Annotated in this window: 15 protein-coding genes; 8 read left to right on the top strand and 7 right to left on the bottom strand. The window is 48.0% G+C overall.

The window, feature by feature from the left end:
* Positions 1-7 precede the first annotated feature (7 nt).
* The 7 genes from ACTTKA_RS02635 to ACTTKA_RS02605 form a co-directional block, all read right to left on the bottom strand.
* Positions 8-1,240: an efflux RND transporter periplasmic adaptor subunit gene (locus ACTTKA_RS02635; RefSeq protein WP_442723863.1), complete on the bottom strand. Its 1,233-nt coding sequence runs from the start codon at positions 1,238-1,240 to the stop codon at positions 8-10.
* 75 nt (positions 1,241-1,315) lie between these two features.
* A complete protein-coding gene (locus ACTTKA_RS02630) occupies positions 1,316-1,756 on the bottom strand; it encodes a DUF6769 family protein (protein WP_442723862.1) in 441 nt (146 codons plus the stop codon).
* Positions 1,757-1,795: 39 nt separating this feature from the next.
* Positions 1,796-2,527, bottom strand: a complete 732-nt coding sequence (locus ACTTKA_RS02625) for an HAD family hydrolase (RefSeq protein ID WP_442723861.1) — start codon at positions 2,525-2,527, stop codon at positions 1,796-1,798.
* A complete protein-coding gene (locus ACTTKA_RS02620) occupies positions 2,524-3,444 on the bottom strand; it encodes a CDP-alcohol phosphatidyltransferase family protein (protein ID WP_442723893.1) in 921 nt (306 codons plus the stop codon). The genes ACTTKA_RS02625 and ACTTKA_RS02620 overlap by 4 nt, the downstream gene beginning before the upstream one ends.
* Entirely contained in the window at positions 3,444-4,301 is an 858-nt protein-coding gene (locus tag ACTTKA_RS02615; RefSeq protein WP_442723860.1) for a hypothetical protein, read from the bottom strand. Before ACTTKA_RS02615 ends, ACTTKA_RS02620 begins: the two co-directional genes overlap by 1 nt.
* A 39-nt stretch (positions 4,302-4,340) precedes the next feature.
* Positions 4,341-5,036 carry a sugar phosphate nucleotidyltransferase gene (locus ACTTKA_RS02610; protein WP_442723859.1) on the bottom strand — a complete coding sequence of 232 codons (696 nt, stop codon included), beginning with the start codon at positions 5,034-5,036 and terminating at the stop codon, positions 4,341-4,343.
* Positions 5,037-5,090: 54 nt separating this feature from the next.
* Entirely contained in the window at positions 5,091-6,755 is a 1,665-nt protein-coding gene (locus ACTTKA_RS02605) for a putative transporter (RefSeq protein ID WP_442723858.1), read from the bottom strand.
* A 135-nt stretch (positions 6,756-6,890) separates the two neighbouring features.
* On the opposite strand from ACTTKA_RS02605, the gene ACTTKA_RS02600 reads away from it, so the two are divergent.
* From ACTTKA_RS02600 to nifJ, 8 genes are all read left to right on the top strand, one after another.
* Complete coding sequence (locus ACTTKA_RS02600; protein ID WP_442723857.1) at positions 6,891-9,479, top strand: DUF5686 family protein; 2,589 nt, start codon at positions 6,891-6,893, stop codon at positions 9,477-9,479.
* Between the two features lie 90 nt (positions 9,480-9,569).
* Positions 9,570-10,151, top strand: a complete 582-nt coding sequence (locus ACTTKA_RS02595; RefSeq protein ID WP_442723856.1) for a hypothetical protein — start codon at positions 9,570-9,572, stop codon at positions 10,149-10,151.
* Between the two features lie 24 nt (positions 10,152-10,175).
* Positions 10,176-10,523, top strand: coding sequence for a VOC family protein (locus ACTTKA_RS02590; RefSeq protein ID WP_442723855.1), 348 nt, complete (start codon positions 10,176-10,178; stop codon positions 10,521-10,523).
* 51 nt (positions 10,524-10,574) lie between these two features.
* Complete coding sequence (locus ACTTKA_RS02585; protein ID WP_014226232.1) at positions 10,575-12,038, top strand: flotillin family protein; 1,464 nt, start codon at positions 10,575-10,577, stop codon at positions 12,036-12,038.
* Between the two features lie 148 nt (positions 12,039-12,186).
* Complete coding sequence (locus ACTTKA_RS02580; RefSeq protein ID WP_442713338.1) at positions 12,187-13,206, top strand: branched-chain amino acid aminotransferase; 1,020 nt, start codon at positions 12,187-12,189, stop codon at positions 13,204-13,206.
* 82 nt (positions 13,207-13,288) lie between these two features.
* The gene (locus tag ACTTKA_RS02575) at positions 13,289-13,792 is read left to right on the top strand and encodes a hypothetical protein (protein WP_442723854.1); all 504 of its coding nucleotides are present in this window, start codon (positions 13,289-13,291) and stop codon (positions 13,790-13,792) included.
* A gap of 173 nt (positions 13,793-13,965) precedes the next feature.
* Positions 13,966-15,144, top strand: coding sequence for an ATP-binding protein (locus ACTTKA_RS02570; protein WP_442723853.1), 1,179 nt, complete (start codon positions 13,966-13,968; stop codon positions 15,142-15,144).
* A gap of 39 nt (positions 15,145-15,183) precedes the next feature.
* The gene (gene nifJ / locus ACTTKA_RS02565; RefSeq protein ID WP_442723852.1) at positions 15,184-18,726 is read left to right on the top strand and encodes a pyruvate:ferredoxin (flavodoxin) oxidoreductase; all 3,543 of its coding nucleotides are present in this window, start codon (positions 15,184-15,186) and stop codon (positions 18,724-18,726) included.
* Positions 18,727-19,037 lie beyond the last annotated feature (311 nt).

Below are 19,037 nucleotides of genomic sequence, written 5' to 3'. Positions count from 1 at the left end.
CCGGTTTTTAATGACTGTGACTGTGACCTTCCGGAATCACGCTTGCATTGGCCGCCAGCTTCAGCTGGTAAACACCCTGCGTCACGACGCGATCTCCCACATGTATCCCGGAAAGAATCTGCACGCGCTCACCGTCGTCAGCTCCTAAGGTAACTTCTCTTTTTACGTAACCTTCTTCGTCGAGTTGAACATACACAAAATGGACCCCTTGCTCCTCCGTTACAGCCTTTATCGGCAAAGTTATCACATCGGGACGCGGAGTGGAAAGCAGATACACTTCGGCGTAAGCGCCGGGCATGATATCGCCGATATTGTCGAACTCGAAAGTGACGGGCACATAGAACGAGGCTTGTCCTGCCGACTTCCCGAACGACAGCAACCGCCCTTTCAGTTCGCTCAGTTTGTATATCCGGTCGCTGTAGGATACCTTGAAATTCGCACTCCCGATGTGCTGTAAGTCTCTGAAATATTTTTCAGGAACCTCGGCACGCAATTGTAACCGCCGGTTCTGTGAAACGGTGGCGACAGGCTGGCCGACTGCCACAAACTCTCCCTGATTGACAAACCGGTTTTTGAGGTATCCGGCGATGGGTGTCGTAAGCCTTACGCCGTGCGCTCCCGCTTTGCCGGCAAACGCTCGATAGGCGGTCTTCGCCGTTTCGTAACGGAGGCGAACCTGCTCGAATTCCTGGGTCGAGATGATTTGATCCTTCACTAACTCTTCGGCGCGTCGGAATTCTTTCTCGGCGGTTTCATACGTAATCCGGGCCTGCGCCACCGGATCGCCGTTGGCAATATCTTTGGCCGAGATCGATGCGATCGCTTCGCCGGCACGTACTGCCACCCCCTCGACTGCAGAACCGGAAAAAGAAAGGATACCGTTCGATGTCGCGGCTATCGTCACCTCGTCACCTTGTGCCGACAGGATTTGTCCGCCGGCTTTGATTACCTGACAAAACAGACCGGCCTCTGCGGTGCTGACTTCCAGACCTACGGCCTTGGCCTGTTCGGCAGTAAAGATAATCTCGTTATCTATGGCTTCATGGGTGTCTTCTTTATAGTCGTGATCATGCTCCTCTCCTTCATGGTCATGGTCGTGTTTATGGTCATGCTCATGTTTATGATCTGAATGTTCATCATGAGCGTGTTGATGTTCGTCTTTTTGTGTGGATGCGCCGCCACACCCGGCAAGTATGCAGGCGCAAACGGCCCACAATAAAATAAATGATCGATGTTTCATAATTGACTTTTTTAATGAATGAACAATAGCTGAGTACAGTACGTCTGCAATCAGCCTGAAATGATTTTCGGTTCATTAAAAAAGAGGCGGGGCGCGCAGTCCCGAAGCACGTGTAATCCACGTGTCGTGAAGCGCTTCGATATAAAAGGAGGGATATTTTCGGGAGAAACACAGACCGGCTTGTTCCAATTCGGCCGGATAGAGATAATTCAGTAATACGAAGAAAGAAATGAGAACAGGCGTCACTGCCGCATGGCTATCATGATCCTGTGTCAGGGTGACGGACACGGTCGCCCCACAATCATCGCATGTCTGTAAAGGATGGTGATGAGGATGGCCGTTCGGAGAGGTTTCGCCACACGTATGACAGCAGGCATGTTTTGCTCCATCTCCCCAAAAAGACATAAAACAAACTTTTCCACCATCGTGATGATGATGTGGTGCCGTCGCCGAAAGCAGGAAGAATACGCTGCTTATCCATACGACCCATTGCATGATATGTCGTTTATGCTTCATCTGAGGATTTTTCATCCGGTGGACAAAGGTATATGTTTTTTAAGATGATGACAAATTAAAAATCGTTTTCAGCTCCGAAAAGTCCGAAATTACAGCGTCAGCCGTCTCTTTACCGGCATATTCTTTCCAACCGATGTTTTTGAGCCAGACCGTACGGCAACCCACAGCGGCGGCAGGAACGATATCCTTATCGTACGAGTCTCCGATCACAGCGATATGAGCAGCCGGTATCTTCAAGGCGTTGATCCCCAAGCGGAAGATTTGAGGATCGGGTTTGCGGACGCCCACCGTCGCCGACTCAATAAGGAGCGGGAAATACGCATCGAGACGGAAATCTTTCAATACCGTCCGAAGGTTTCCGTAAAAATTGGAAACCATGGCCAGCGGATAACTGTCGGCCAACGCCTCGATAACAGGGCGCGCCGCAGCGGTCGACCGCCCAGCGAATATATAGCATCGCCCGGCCAGGCTTCGTTTCAATTCGCGTGAGGCTTCCATGTCCGACAAATACCGATTCTCACGAAGCCACTCGATTTGCAAATCGGTCTTAATACGCATCATATCGGCAAACGTATGCTCCGGTTTCACCAAAGGAAGTTGCCCCATCGTCCGCTCGGCATGCACGTAAGCCTGCCGGAAAACGTCTTTCGTGACAGGGACAGCCTCCGCCTGATAAGCCTGCCAGATCACTTCCGCCCAATGCAATCCGTTACTGTCGATCGTACCGCCGTAGTCGAACACGATCCCTTGAATAGTTTTTATGTTGATCATTGCTGTTGGTTCTTTAATAAGGGGGTAAAGTCGGTGCAAATACGTTCATGCTTCGTCACCATGTAAACGAGCATGACATTGAGCACCGTCAGTTCGAAAACGAAATAAAGCCACGGCTGATCGATCAAAAGGCTTACGAATAACGCAATAACACGTGTATTGAACGAAAGCATATTCGTATATTTCATCAACGGCAGACTTTTCGTGCGGAATGCTTTGCGAAACCATTCCGGCGCTTCTCCGCGATAATCGTTCCGGACTATGTCCATCATCTCCTGAAAGCGAGGCGTCCATCGTTCCTGTCCGCGTGTATAACGCAAGTAAAACATTTCGAATAATTTGTAAATAAAATCATGTTTCCATGTCATCTTCTCGAAATTCGCCTTGACGGCCGGTGAGTGTGACAGCTCGCTGCCGGCTTTTCCTTTCAGAAAAAGGAGATGGATGTTCCGGTAGTAATCGGCCATGGCAGCCTGCTTGCCGTGGAAGGCTCCCGTAACGACAGCCATTAGCCAGATCCATCCGCCCCAGACCGGCATGAGTCGCAAACAAATGGCGACATAGATAACGAAGAACCATACATCGCCACAGAAGCCGTCGAGGATCCTTCCCAACGGTGATTTCTGCCCGGTCATACGCGCCAGCTGACCGTCGGCGCTGTCGTACATATTGGCCCAGACAAGGAGTAACATCCCGATCACATTGATTGTCGGCGAAGGGTAGTAAAAACAAATACCGGCGGCAATCCCGATAAAGATTCCCGCTACGGTAACGGCATTCGGCGATATACCCATCCGCTCGAACAGCAAGGCCCATCGATAGCCCAGCGGACGATAAAAATGTATATCAATAAACTCTTCCGTATCCAACGATTTGAGTGTGGACTCCAAATCCTTTGTCTGTGAGTTGCGTGTCATCATTGTTTCATGAAACGGTAAATACATTCGGCAATATAGGGTGACGCTTCGTCACGACAAGGTGCAAAACTCGGCCAGTCGTTGAAATCGATCAGTCGTACCGTGCCGTCTTCCGATACAATGCAGTCGCCACCATAAATATGGACGTTCAACACTTGGGCTGCCTGATCGCACATTTTTCGTAAATAATTCAGATCGAAAGAAAATCCCTTGGCTGCACCGTTGATTTGTTCAAGCCCGAACTTTCCGTGATGCCTCTCGAACGGATAAAACCAATAGAAAAAGTCCGTTCCGTACACCCCGTAAAATTTGACCAGATCGCCGACCAGATGTTCATTTATCACTGCGGTTTCAATTCCTCGCACAGCAAACTCATGAAAAATACCTTTGGCCTCTTCGCGATGACGAACATAGGTCACGTCTTCACGATGGATGGCATGGAAATCTCCGCGTTTGATCCAGCAATGATGCAAGCCGGCCTCCTCGAGCGCCTCCGTCGGATCGTCGTCTGTTTTAAGTATAAGGCTCTTCGGATGGGCTATTCCGGCAGATAGCAAAAGACGCGTCATCTTCTCACGGGTGCAATTCTCGATACCGTAGCCCGAATTGATGACCTTGCATCCTTCGTCTTCCATACGTTGCAATTTACGTACCATTTGTCGTTCACGTGCCATATTAAAAACGATATTGGCATCGATGTCCCGAACTAACAGATCCGATTCGATGTATTCATTCACCGTGCATCCCATACGGCGCAGATGCTCTGCCGTCAATGAAAAAATGGCGGCGTCATTCCCTACATGATTCGGGGAAAAACGGTTTCCCCTGCGAATGCCGGCTACCTTATGCGTATTCATGTTGATTGATCATTAGAAAGATATCCTGATAAATCCGTGTCACGATAAAAACTTTTCTGCCTTAGCCAGATCACGGATATGATCGACATCGATAATTTTATGGAACGGATAGGCTTTCAAATGCAAACCTTCGCTCACCAACAAGCGTTGATAATTGCGCATTCGTGAGATTCCTTGTGTCATCGCCTGCTCCAAGACCGGAAGTGCTGTTTTTTTCAGGCAATAGATGCCTCCCGACACATAACGGCACACCCCGTCTGTCGTATCGAGGAAAGCATGGATTCTCCCGTCATCGTCTGTCTTTACGTAGAGCGGCTTCTCATCGTCCACGAAACTTGTAACGGCCATCAAGCCATCCAAAGTCGATGTCTGCTCGAATGTACGGATATATTGTGTAAATTCATCTTCCTGAAAAATCGTATCGACCGTGGTCAGACAAAACCGATCGCCGGTCAGAAAGCGGCTTAATGCATGAAAACTATGCATCGAGCTGGGGGTGGATTGTACCAATAAATGAAACGGTACCGGCAGCGAAAGAGCTTTCAGGTGCGCCTGCACTTCCGTCATCTCTTCGTTCACGATGATACTGATCGACGTGGCGTGATGCCTCAAAAAAATATGAATCAGCCGGTCAATCAAGGGAACTCCATGTAAACGAATCAAGGGCTTGGGGGTTTTCATTCCTTCCTGCACGAGACGGGAGCCTTCACCGGCAGCGATAATTGCATAATCCATAGTGTGTTTATTTTTTGACCGGCAAAGGTATCGCTTTTCCTGCAAATAACGAAATTATCCCAACAGGCACATCAGCAGTATCTGCACAAGAATGACCCGGGCAAACATGCCTAAGGGATAAACCGTGGCATAAGCGATCGAAGGATTGTCTCCCGATATCGTTTCATTGACGTAGCTTAACGCCATCGGATTAGCCATACTTCCGCACAACATGCCCGAAACCGTACCGAAGTCGATCTTCATGACTTTCAAAGCGATCACCCCTACAATAATGGTAGGGATAAGGGTTAACCCTGCACCGATCGCAATCCACAAAAGCCCTTCGGGACGAAACACCGTTTCGAAGAAGTGTGTGCCCGCATCCAACCCCAGACATGCTAGGTACATGGAAAGACCGATCGCACGAAGCATCAGATGGGCACTGCGAGTTGTGTAAGTAATCATATGTATGCGGGGACCGAATGTGCCCAGTAAAATGCCGACGATAATAGGACCTGCCGCTAAACCCAATTTCACCGGTGTAGCGATGCCCGGAAATGAAAACGGCACAGATCCTAAAGCCAACCCCAAAACGAGACCGATAAAAATCACGACGAGGTTCGGCTCTTCCAGATCTTTGACGGCATTCCCCAATACCTGCTCTACGTTCCGGATCGCTGCAGCCTCGCCCACTACCGTCAACCGGTCTCCTAACTGGAGCACCAATTCGGGAGTGGCAAGCAACTCCACACCCGAACGAAAAACACGACTGATATTGATTCCATAATGATTGCGTAAACGGAGAGAACCTAATTTTTTGCCGTTCAACGCTGCACGAGTCACCACAATACGTTTCGAAACTAACTCCGTATCAATAGCATTCCAGTCGATATCCTCCTTGTTCCAGTCCGTCTTTTCCTGCTGACCAAACAGGAACGTTAAGGCTTGCACATCTTTTTCCGATGTGATAACCAATAATCTGTCATTCTTTTTCAAGATTTTTTCCGACGTCGGAATGCTTACATGCCCGTCTCTCCATAAACGTGAGATGATAAATTTCAGGTCACTCATCCGGACAATTTCTTTGACACTTTTTTCAAAGACCGCCGGATTATGCACTTGAAAAGCGGCGACATATACTTTTTTTAAATCTTCCTTTTCTACCTTGTTCAGTAATTCTTGACGAACGAATGCTTTCCGGATGAGTAAAACTGCAAAAATCACCCCGACTACCCCTAACGGATAAGCTACAGCACAACCTAAAGCGGGGATGTTGCTATCCAGACCGATCTGTTTCAAGGTCTGCTGTGCCGCTCCCAAGGCCGGTGTGTTTGTCGTGGCTCCGCAAAAAATACCAACCATATCCGGTAACGATACCTCTGTCAGATACGAAAGCAGGACGGTCAACCCGGTTCCGATCAGGATAAGTGCCATCGAGAGTATATTGAGCGTAATCCCCTCTTTACGAAAAGAATTAAAAAAGCCCGGACCAACCTGTAACCCGAGAGAATAGATAAAAATGACTAATCCGAAGCTTTCAGCATAAGCCAGCATTTTATCATCTATGGAAAGCCCGAAATGCCCGGCTAAAATACCGGTAAAAAAGACAAACGTAACCCCCAAGGATATTCCGCCTATATGTACTTTGCCCAATGCCAACCCTGTCGCAACGATAAGCGAAAGCACAACCACAGCCTGCAAGGCGGAGTGTTCTACAAATAAACCGTTCAACCAATCCATTTTCACTTGTTAAAACGAGGCGCAAAGATAAAACAGTTATGGTGAGAAAGCGGAGTCTTTGATCCAAAAAATATAAAATGAACAGAATATAGGTAAAATAGACTTTTGTTTCTCGGAGAAAAAAGCGACTTTTGCATGAATCATATCATTAGCGGTAAGATGAAACTAAAAAGCATTTTATACATCCTTTTGTTATGCTTGTTATTTGGAGCAGGAAAAGGGTTTGCGCAATATACGATCCGTGTAGAAGGCTATGTTAAAGATTCGTTAACACATGAAGCTATGCCTTCCGTATCGGTCATGCTGAAAGGAACGACGATCGGCACGGTGACGGACGACAGAGGCCATTTCTCCTTACAAGTCACTTCTTCCGAAAACGTATTACATGTTTCATTTCTGGGGTATGAAGAGGTTGAGCTTCCGCTGAAAAGAAATGGAATAAACAATGTAATAGTCCGGATGAAACCAATATCTTATGCGTTGTCCGATATTGTTGTCAAGCCTGAAAAAGAAAAATATTCCAGAAAAAAGAATCCGGCGGTAGCGTTTGTTGAAAAGGTGATAAGTCGGCGTACAGTTAATGATCCCCGCCGACATGATTACTATTATTATAGTACGTATGACCAGAAGATTTTGGCCAAAAATGACTTTAACGAGGAAGAGGCACGTAAGAAAAAACGCTACAAACAGATCGATTTTATCTTCGACTACATCGACACGTCTCGAGTATCGGGCAAACCGATTTTACCGCTTTACAACGAAGAGTTGATTGAGAAGACCTATTATCGGAAATCGCCTCCGGTGGAGCGCAAGGTCATACAAGGGGTGAAACGCACCGGACTGATCGAGATTTTTTCGGAAGACGGGGTCAAACAGTTTATCGAGGAGGTGTTCAGGGAAATGGATCTTTTTCAAGACAACATCCCGCTGTTCTTGAATCGTTTTGTCAGTCCGATTGCTTCATTTGGACCACTCTACTATAAGTATTACTTGTCAGATACCGTAACGGTAGAGAATGAACCGTGTGTCGATTTGGCGTTCGTGCCGTTCAACTCCGAGTCGTTCGGTTTTACCGGACATCTTTATATCACCCTCGATTCGACTTTCTTTATCAAACGGGTGAAACTGAATGTGCCTCGGCACATTAACCTCAATTTTGTGGATTTTATGCGGATCGAACAGGATTTCGTACGTACAGATGATGGCACACGACTGATGACGAAAAATGATATTACCGTCGAATTTAAACTGAACGCTAAGAGTAAAGGCACTTATGCCCGCCGCATTTGTCTTTATCGCGATCATTCGTTCGAGCCCCCCGAAGATATAACCGTCTTTCGAGAGAATAATCCCGTGATGGAAACGGAAGATGCCCGGAAACGTTCGGACGAATATTGGCAGGAACATCGGGAGAACGAAAAAGAGATTACGCAGACCTCGGTCGAGAAGATGATGGCGCAACTGCGCGCCGTGCCTGCTTTTTTCTGGACGGAGAAGATCGTAGGCGCCCTGATCAACGGATATGTGCAGCCTTGGGAAACAAACAGCCCGATCGAATTTGGACCGGTAAATACTTTTATCAGCGGTAATACGCTCGAAGGTGCACGATATCGGTTCGGCGGGACAACTACGACGAATCTTAGCCGACATTTCTTTGTAGATGGCTATATAGCTTACGGCGCGGGCGACAAAAAATTCAAAGGAGATTTGCTGGTCGAATATTCGTTTAACAAGAAACGAAGTTTTCGTAAAGAGTATCCGTTTCATTATGTGCGCGCCGAATATCGCTACGATATCAATCAGATCGGGCAGCATTACCTCTATACGAATGCGGACAATGTGTTTATGATGCTTAAGCGACGCAAAAACAACCTGATTACCTACATGCAGAAAGCCGAACTCAGCTATTATCATGAGCATTACAACGGGTTAGGGTATGGCATTACGGCTCGTCACCTGACAGAATGGGCGTCACGTTATGTGCCGTTCGCGCAAATCCAACCTGACGGGGTGACGGCTCTTCCACTCGATCATTACCGCTCGGCACAACTGGAGATAAAGTTGCGCTGGGCACCAAACGAGAAATTCTATCAGTCGCGTAACTATCGTTACCCCATCACGCTTGATGCGCCGATCATCACGCTCAGTCATACCGTTGCCCGAAAAGGCGTCCTGGGCACCGACCATCATTATAACCGCACCGAGATCGGCATCCGTAAACGTTTCTGGATGTCGCCCTTCGGATATGTAGATCTTTACGGGCAAGCCGGCAAAGTATGGGATAAGGTACCCTATCCGTTGCTTATCATCCCAAATGCGAACTTATCGTACAGCATCGAGCCGGAGACATACGCCCTGATGGACCCGATGGAGTTTATTAATGATCGTTTTGTGTCGTGGGAAGTTACATATTTTATGAATGGAGCTCTGCTGAACCGTCTTCCGCTCATCAAACGCCTGCAACTGCGCGAGGTATTTGCTTTTCGCGGATGGTACGGCGATCTGAGCGACAAGAACAATCCGTGGAAACCGGGTAATGAAGGACTTTATGTTTTCCCTGAAAACAGTTATCTGATGGAGGATCGTCCTTACATGGAAATCAGTTGCGGACTTGATAATATCTTTAAGCTCGTCCGGCTTGATTATGTCTGGCGACTCTCTTATCGTGACCATCCGCATACGCCCAATAGTGGGCTAAGAATGAAGATGCAATTTTCTTTCTAAATGTTTTTCTCAAATTTTTTGGCGGTTTTAAGATTTGTATTTACATTTGTCAGGAAAAAAGTACAAACGACCTAAAGAACACAATAGATTATGGAAACATGGTGGGGATCACTCGATCCATTTATGCAAACTCTTTGGGGCATCGCTATTTTTGCCTCAGTGGTCTTTATTATTCAAAGTGTCATGACTTTTGTGGGGATGGACTCCGAAACGAATTTTGACGGCGACTTCGACGGCGATATGTCTGCCGACGGCACGGGTGAGACGACCCCCTTCCAACTTTTCACGTTTCGTAACCTGATCAATTTCCTGCTGGGGTTCAGCTGGACGGCCATCGCCCTGCGCGCGTCCACGGAAAGCACTTCGCTGATACTCGTCGGCGGCGTGGTGGTGGGTGTACTGCTCGTAGCCGCCGTGATGTATCTGTTTAAATGGATGAGCGGCATGCAGCAGTCGGGCACTATTGAGCCGGAAGCCCTTGTCGGCTGCAAAGGGGCGGTCTACCTGACCATCCCGGCCGCACGCACGGGCGAAGGTAAAGTGCAAGTCAGCGTCCGCGGCGCCATCCGCGAATATGACGCCATGACCGACGGCGAGCGCCTGCCTAACGAAGCCCCCATCCGTGTGACCGCCGTCCTGAACGGGCACACCGTACTCGTAGAGAAAATATAGTTTACGCCATCTTATTATATCCTAATGAAGGCAGATAATTATTTTTTCCCTGCAAAGGATTTTGAAGCGACAAAACACTTCTATGTCGATGTATTGGGTTTAGCCGTGAAGTTTGATTTCTCCTCTATGGGCATGATCGCCTATCGTATAGGAGACGACGAACCGGCACTTATCCTAAGGGATACCACACGATTCCCGGATGCCCAACCTGCTTTGTGGATAGAGGTAGAAGATGTAGCGGTTGAGTATGCCAAGATGAAAGAAAGAGGCATCCGATTCCTTTCCGAGCCTTTCCATATCCAAACAGGTTGGGCCGTCGAGTTTGAGGATCCATCGGGTAACCGGTTAGGAATAACAGATTATAAAGCGTGACAAACAGTTTCGTTATCAGTAATAATTTCAATAATCTCAATTTAATAGCTTATGCCAAGTTTATATTTAATTGTAGTGATCGTAGCCGTCCTGTTCGTGACGTTCGCTTCGATTCTTTCGCGTTATAAACGCTGTCCCTCGGACAAAATCTTAGTCGTTTACGGGAAAACAGGTCGCAACAAAGAGGGCGGCGTCAGCTCGGCACGCTGCATCCACGGTGGGGCGGCGTTTATCTGGCCCGTGTTCCAAAACTATGCTTTCCTCGACCTTACACCCATCTCCATCGAGTGTAACCTGACGAATGCGCTGAGTAAACAAAACATCCGTGTAGACGTGCCTTGCCGTTTTACGGTCGGCATTTCGACCGAACCGGAGAGCATGACCAATGCGGCCGAGCGTCTGTTAGGGCAAAATACGCATAACATCCAGAATATTGCCACCGATATTCTTTTCGGTCAGCTGCGTCTTGTCATCGCCACGATGGATATTGAGGAAATCAATGCCGACCGTGATAAGTTCTTAGCCAATGTCAGCGCCAACGTCGAGGCCGAACTGCGGAAGATCGGTCTCAAGCTGATCAACGTCAACGTAACCGATATTCGCGACGAATCGGGATATATCGAAGCGCTTGGAAAGGAAGCTGCTGCCAAGGCGATCAACGAAGCAAAGAAAAGTGTGGCCGAGCAGAATCGTTTCGGAGAAATCGGTAAGGCCGAAGCCGATCGTGACAAAGACATCCGGATTGCAGAAACCCTCCGTGATACGCGTATCCGTACGTCCGAAGCCAATGCGCTGGCCGTCGAAGGAGAGAACAACGCGAAGATTGCCATTGCGAATTCCGATGCTACGCGTCGCGAGAAAGAGGCCGAAGCGGCACGCCGCGCCGTAGCAGCCGAGAAGGTGCAGACCGCAAAAGCTTTGCAGGAAGCATATCAGTCGGAACGCGAGGCCGAGCTGACACGCGCTGAGCGCGAGAAGGCCACACAGACAGCCAACGTGGTCGTTCCCGCTGAGATCGAGAAGGAGAAAGCGATTATCGATGCCGAAGCGGAAGCCGAGAAGCTGCGTCGCAAAGCACGAGGTGAAGCCGATGCTATCTTTGCGAAGATGGATGCCGAAGCACGCGGTATCTACGAGGTGCTCACGAAGCAGGCCGAAGGATACGACCGTCTTGTTCGCGCTGCCGGAAGCGATCCCGATAAGGCGGTGCTCATGCTGATCACCGACAAATTGCCGGAGCTTGTCAAAACACAGGTGGAAGCTGTCAAAAATATCAAGATCGACAAGATCACCGTATGGGATGGCAACAATGGAGACGGAAAAGGGATGACCTCGACCGCCAACTTTATTTCCGGGTTGATGAAGTCTGTTCCCCCGTTGAACGATCTGTTTAATATGGCCGGAATGAACCTTCCGTCCTACCTCAAAGGACAGGATGATAAGACGACGATTCCGCTGAAGCCTGTAGAATCCGCGCCTGTACCCGAAAGAAAAGAACCGCCCGCGAAAGGGTAAAGTGTGAGAAGAAAAAGAGGAAACGATCGAGGAAGAGGGCGGTGAAACGCAGGTTTATGGTAAAACTTTTGTGGGGCTGTGTGGAAATTGAGAAATTATCATGTACATTTGCATTTCGATTTTTATGTAAATTTTAAACTCTAACAAAATGGAAAATATCAATTGGTCGGAAATTCCGTTCGGATACATGAAGACGGATTATAACGTAAGATGCTGCTATCGCGATGGCAAATGGGGCGAGATTGAAATTTCTTCGTCCGAGATGATTAATATCCACATGGCGGCAACGTGTCTGCACTATGGTCAGGAAGCATTTGAAGGACTGAAAGCTTTTCGCGGCAAAGACGGTAAAATTCGTGTGTTTCGGATGGATGAGAACGCTAAGCGGCTACAGTCGTCGAGTCGAGCCATCCTGATGCCGGAATTCCCAGTCGAGAAATTTGAAGAAGCTGTACGCAAGGTCGTATTGCTGAACCAACGTTTCATTCCGCCCTACGAAAGCGGTTCGTCGCTCTATCTGCGTCCACTGCTGATCGGAACCGGTGCACAGGTTGGCGTAAAACCGGCTGTCGAATATTTGTTCCTTATCTTTGTCACTCCCGTAGGTCCTTACTTTAAGAATGGTTTCCAACCATCGAAGGTATGTATCATGCGTGGGTATGATCGTGCGGCGCCTCATGGTACGGGAATGGTAAAAGTCGGTGGAAATTACGCAGCCAGCCTTCGCGCCGGCGAAAAGGCACGGCAAGGTGGCTATGCGGCCGTACTTTACCTTGATCCGAAAGAGAAAAAGTATATTGACGAATGCGGCCCGGCCAACTTCTTCGGCATACGTGGCAATACGTACATCACGCCGGCGTCCGAATCTATTCTCCCGTCAATCACGAACAAGAGCCTGATGCAGCTTGCCGAGCAAATGGGCATGACGGTAGAACGTCGTCCGGTACCTTTTGAAGAAATTGCAACATTCGACGAGGCGGCCGAATGTGGAACGGCAGCCGTTATCGCTCCGATTTCTCAGATCGACGACCTGGATGAGGACAAGCAGTACGTCATTGCCAAAGACGGAAAAGTAGGACCTGTTTGTACCCGTTTGTATCACAAGTTGCGTGCTATTCAGTACGGCGACGAACCGGACGATTACGGCTGGGTGAAGGTGATTGAATAAAAAAGTTTAAAAATAACAGAAACATGCAACATTTGGCCTCCGTTTTGCGTCATCTATATATAATGAATAAAAACGGAGTACAATGAAATTGAAGAGAATGTTTCTGTATATAGCAGTATTGGCAACCATGGTTTGGGCATGGGGATGTAATGAAGAAGACATGCAAAGTACGGTTGCCGGTACTTCTCTGAAAGTCTATAATATCTATAATTCGGGTTGTTTATCGAATACCAGATCGGAAGAAGTGCCATCCGCTTCTTCCGGCCTGTATGAAACACTGCGTCTGAAAGCCGTTGAGGACGGTCGATTGCAGATTGCCCACGACAGTGTGATTTATAATTGTGCGGCAAAGATGGAGATTCGGGTCAGTCAAAAGGGAGATCAGCTTTGGGTGAAGGAAAAAGACGTTTCAAAAAGTAGCGTGCGATGTCTCTGCCCCTACAATCTGAAATATGAAATACCATTGAGACATGGAACATATACGATACGAATCAATGAGGGTGTCGCTTATACGTTTACTCACCATGCAGCTACCGATACGATCATACTTCTTGGCCCTTCCATGAAGAACAACTTATCTTTTTGATCTACATCCTAATGTGATTACAAGATACACTGTCTCTCTTTTGGTCACATGATGGGGTCTCCAACCTTTTATGGGAATTGCCAAAAGCAAATAGCATTTTTTGCAGTTTTTTGCCAACTCGAGATTACAATTTCAAATATCTTCGTATCTTTGCCTTCGATTTTTAACAAGGCATGGAGGCTTTTTACCGGACACATCAATATCTATTGGCACATCTCGGCTCGACCGTTCGACGTGGACTGATGGATGAAATCGACTGGAGCCAACGGTTAATTGGCATCAAAGGCTCGCGTGGAGTAGGGAAAACAACATTTCTGCTGTTGTATGCTAATGAGTTTTTTGGTCCCGATAATAAAGAATGTCTGTATATCAATCTGAATCATTTCTTTTTTACGGAGCGGACATTGATTGACTTTGCCGGCGAGTTTCGTGCACAAGGCGGCAAAGTACTGCTTATCGATCAGGTATTTAAATATCCTGAATGGTCTCGTGAATTGAGATATTGCCACGATCATTTCACCGATTTGCGGATCGTGTTTACCGGTTCGTCCGTCATGCGTCTCAAAGAAGAAAATCCCGATCTGGCAGGGAAAGTAGCGTCATATTACCTGCGAGGCTTCTCGTTTCGCGAATACCTGAATTTGATGGCCGGTACCGACTTCCCGGCCTATTCATTCGACGAAGTGCTGAAAAATCACGTGGCTATAGCTCGTGAGGTATGTGCATCGATAAAGCCTCGTGCTTATTTTCACGATTATCTGCATCACGGTTTCTATCCGTTCTTTCTCGAAAAGCGAAACTATTCGGAGAACTTGCTCAAAACAATGAATATGACGCTCGAGGTCGATGTTTTATACATTAAACAGATCGAGCAGCGTTACTTGACGAAGTTACGTAAATTGCTCTATTTGCTTTCGCTTCATATGCCTTGTACACCAAACGTGAGTCAGTTAAGTAAGTTGATCAAGACATCACGGGCAACGGTGATGAACTACATTAAATATCTGCAGGATGCACGGATGATTAATCTGCTTTATGCACCGGGTGAGGAATATCCTAAAAAACCTGTGCGGGCATATATGTATAATCCCAACCTGATGTACGTGATGAATCAGCAGATACCCGATGAACCGGCCGTAAACGAAACGTTCTTCTGTAATCAACTGATTAAAGATAACAACATAAACGAAAGTAATCAAAACGCCCGTTTTTTAGTGAATGGGAAATATCATTTTCAGATTGTTCCCGACACGAAAGGAAAATTCAATCCGGACATATACTATGCAGTGGATAAAATGGAAATAGGAGGAGAAAACCTGATTCCTTTATGGCTGTTCGGATTTTTATATTGAGATAAATAGAATTTAGATATATATTAATTTAAGAATTTTATGGCAAGAGAAAAGAAATTTTTGACATGTGACGGAAATCAGGCTGCAGCGCATATTTCATATATGTTTTCGGAAGTAGCCGCAATTTATCCGATCACTCCTTCTTCGACCATGGCAGAATACGTAGACGAGTGGGCTGCTTCGGGACGGAAGAATATTTTCGGTGAACCGGTTCTGGTGCAGGAGATGCAATCGGAAGGCGGTGCCGCCGGTGCGGTACACGGCTCCTTACAGGCCGGTGCCTTGACGACCACTTATACGGCTTCACAAGGTCTGTTGTTGATGATACCGAATATGTATAAGATTGCGGGCGAATTATTGCCTTGCGTATTTCATGTTTCGGCGCGTACCATCGCTTCTCATGCACTTTCTATTTTCGGTGATCATCAGGATGTGATGTCAGCCCGTCAAACGGGATTTGCCATGCTGGCCGAAGGTTCCGTACAGGAAGTGATGGACTTGGCTGGTGTCGCTCATCTTGCGACGATTAAGTCACGTGTTCCTTTCGTCAACTTCTTCGACGGCTTCCGTACGTCGCACGAAATTCAGAAGATCGAAATGCTGGAGAACGAAGACCTCGCTCCGCTCATTGACCGTGAAGCTCTGGCCGACTTCCGTGCCCGCGCACTGAACCCGATGAAGCCCGTGGCACGCGGTATGGCGGAGAATCCCGACCATTTCTTCCAACATCGTGAGTCGGCTAATTCGTTCTATGATGTTGTGCCGGCGATTGTCGAAGAATACATGAACGAGATCAACAAGATTACCGGACGTCATTACGGACTGTTCAATTATTATGGTGCCGAAGATGCGGATCGTGTCATCATCGCCATGGGATCGGTGACGGAAGCTGCACGTGAAGCAATCGACTATCTGACGGCTAATGGCGAAAAAGTAGGTCTGGTATCCGTACATCTGTATCGTCCGTTCTCGGCCAAGCATTTTCTGGCCGCCGTTCCTAAGACGGCTAAGCGCATTGCTGTGCTCGACCGCACGAAAGAGCCGGGAGCGAATGGCGAACCTTTGTATCTCGATGTGAAGGATTGTTTCTACGGGCAGGAAGATGCTCCGGTGATTGTGGGAGGACGTTACGGATTAAGTTCGAAAGATACAACCCCGGCACAGATTCTGGCTGTATACGAAAATCTCGCCTTGCCGATGCCGAAGAATCGTTTCACCATCGGTATCGTAGATGATGTGACGTTTACGTCGCTTCCTCAGAAAGAGGAGATAGCGTTGGGTGGAGACGGAATGTTCGAAGCCAAATTTTACGGGTTGGGAGCCGACGGAACGGTTGGCGCCAACAAAAACTCGATCAAAATTATCGGTGATAATACCGGTAAATATTGTCAGGCATATTTCTCGTACGACTCGAAAAAATCGGGAGGATTTACCTGCTCGCACTTGCGCTTTGGCGATCATCCCATTCGCTCGACATATCTGGTGAATACCCCCAACTTCGTAGCTTGCCATGTTCAGGCCTACCTGCACATGTACGATGTGACACGCGGTCTGCGCAAGAACGGCTCGTTCCTGCTGAACACCATCTGGGAAGATAATGCTCTCGTAAAGCATCTCCCGAACAAAGTGAAAAGATATTTTGCGAAAAATAATATTACGGTTTACTACATCAATGCTACGCAGATTGCACAGGAAATCGGGTTGGGCAACCGCACCAATACCATCCTTCAATCAGCTTTCTTCCGCATCACGAATGTCATTCCGGTAGAGTTGGCTGTAGAGCAAATGAAGAAGTTCATCGTGAAGTCTTACGGCAAGAAGGGCGAAGACGTGGTGAACAAGAATTATGCAGCTGTCGATCGTGGTGGCGAATACAAGCAGCTGACCGTCGACCCGGCGTGGGCTAATCTTCCTGATGACGAAAAAGAGGGAAACAACGACCCGGCATTTATCAACGAAGTCGTTCGCCCCATCAATGCGCAGGATGGTGATTTACTGCCCGTATCGGCCTTCAAAGGACGTGAGGACGGAACGTGGGATCAAGGCACGGCGTATTATGAAAAGCGCGGTGTGGCCGCTTTCGTGCCCGAATGGAATGCGGAGAACTGCATCCAGTGTAATAAGTGTGCGTATGTTTGTCCGCATGCCTCAATACGTCCGTTCGTACTCGATGAAGAGGAACAGAAAGAGGCTAATTTCGAACAGTTGAAAGCCGTCGGTAAAATGTTTGACGGAATGACTTTCCGCATACAGGTCGATGTGCTCGACTGTCTGGGTTGCGGAAACTGTGCCGATGTATGTCCGGGCAAGAAAGGTGAAAAGGCATTGACCATGCAGCCGCTCGAAAGTCAGTTACCTCAGGCCGAGAATTGGAAGTATTGTGCGGATAACGTAAAAAGCAAACAACATCTGCTGGATATTAAGGCGAATGTAAAGAACTCGCAGTTCGCTACTCCGTTGTTCGAGTTCTCCGGCGCTTGCTCCGGATGCGGTGAGACACCGTATGTAAAATTGATTACACAGCTCTTTGGCGATCGTGAGATGGTGGCCAATGCCACGGGATGTTCTTCCATCTACTCCGGCTCAGTGCCTTCTACTCCTTATACGAAGAACGAACAGGGACACGGTCCTGCCTGGGCTAACTCATTGTTTGAGGACTTCTGCGAGTTTGGCTTGGGCATGGAACTGGCTAACGAGAAGATGCGTGCACGTATTGTCCGCCTATTCGCTCAGGCGATAGCAAACGATCATACGCCTGCCGATGCCAAGGGATTGATGCAGGAATGGATCGATCACATGCACGATGCCGACAAGACGAAGGAATTAGCTCCGCAGTTGGAAGCTGTGATCAACGGAGGAGCTGAAGCCGGTTGTCCGGTATGCAAAGAACTGCAGGGACTGTCTAATTACCTGATCAAACGCAGCCAGTGGATTATCGGCGGCGACGGCGCTTCGTACGATATCGGTTACGGCGGTCTCGATCACGTGATCGCATCAGGTAAGGACGTGAATATCCTTGTGCTCGATACGGAAGTATACTCCAACACAGGCGGGCAGTCGTCGAAAGCTACACCGGTAGGGGCTATTGCCAAATTTGCCGCTTCCGGAAAACGTGTACGTAAGAAGGACCTCGGCTTGATGGCCACTACTTACGGCTATATATACGTTGCCCAGATAGCTATGGGTGCCGACCAAGCCCAGACGTTGAAGGCCATCCGCGAAGCAGAGGCTTACCCGGGTCCGTCGCTGATCATTGCCTATGCTCCGTGTATCAGCCACGGCCTTCGTGCGGGGATGGGAAAGAGCCAAAAAGAAGAAGAAAGAGCCGTTGCTTGCGGTTATTGGCACTTGTGGCGTTACAACCCGCAATTGGAGGAAGAAGGTAAAAATCCGTTCCAGCTTGACAGTAAAGAGCCGAAATGGGAAGATTTCCAAGACTTCCTGAAAGGTGAAGTACGCTTCTCGTCGGTAGCCAAGCAGTATCCGAAAGAAGCTGCCGAGTTGTTTGCCGCAGCCGAAGAAAATGCCAAATGGCGTTATCGCAGCTATCAGCGTATGACTGCCGAAGACTGGAGCAAGTAAGAATCCTGAATAAAATGTGATTGAAAAAGCGGAATCTCCTTAGTGGAGACTTCCGCTTTTTTTACTCTTTCAGACTGATTATACGTGAGTAAGGCTGGACAATACCTTAATGATGCTTACACCTCTCTCAAAAGCCTATCACCTCAAGGAACAACGAAGAGAAATCGGGTTGCAGTCTTCTAAACAAGAGGCAGAACAGGCACTGATGAATTAGGTGGAGCAAGCCCAAGAGAGTAAAGTGCCACAACTTCAGAAAATGGCCAATACCTTAATGGCCTACACAAAAAAAACGTACCTTTGCACCCTAAAAA

It is taken from the genome of Tannerella sp., assembly GCF_052170195.1.
In the GTDB taxonomy this organism is placed as follows: domain Bacteria; phylum Bacteroidota; class Bacteroidia; order Bacteroidales; family Tannerellaceae; genus Tannerella.
This window is presented reverse-complemented; position numbering and strand designations above follow the sequence as displayed.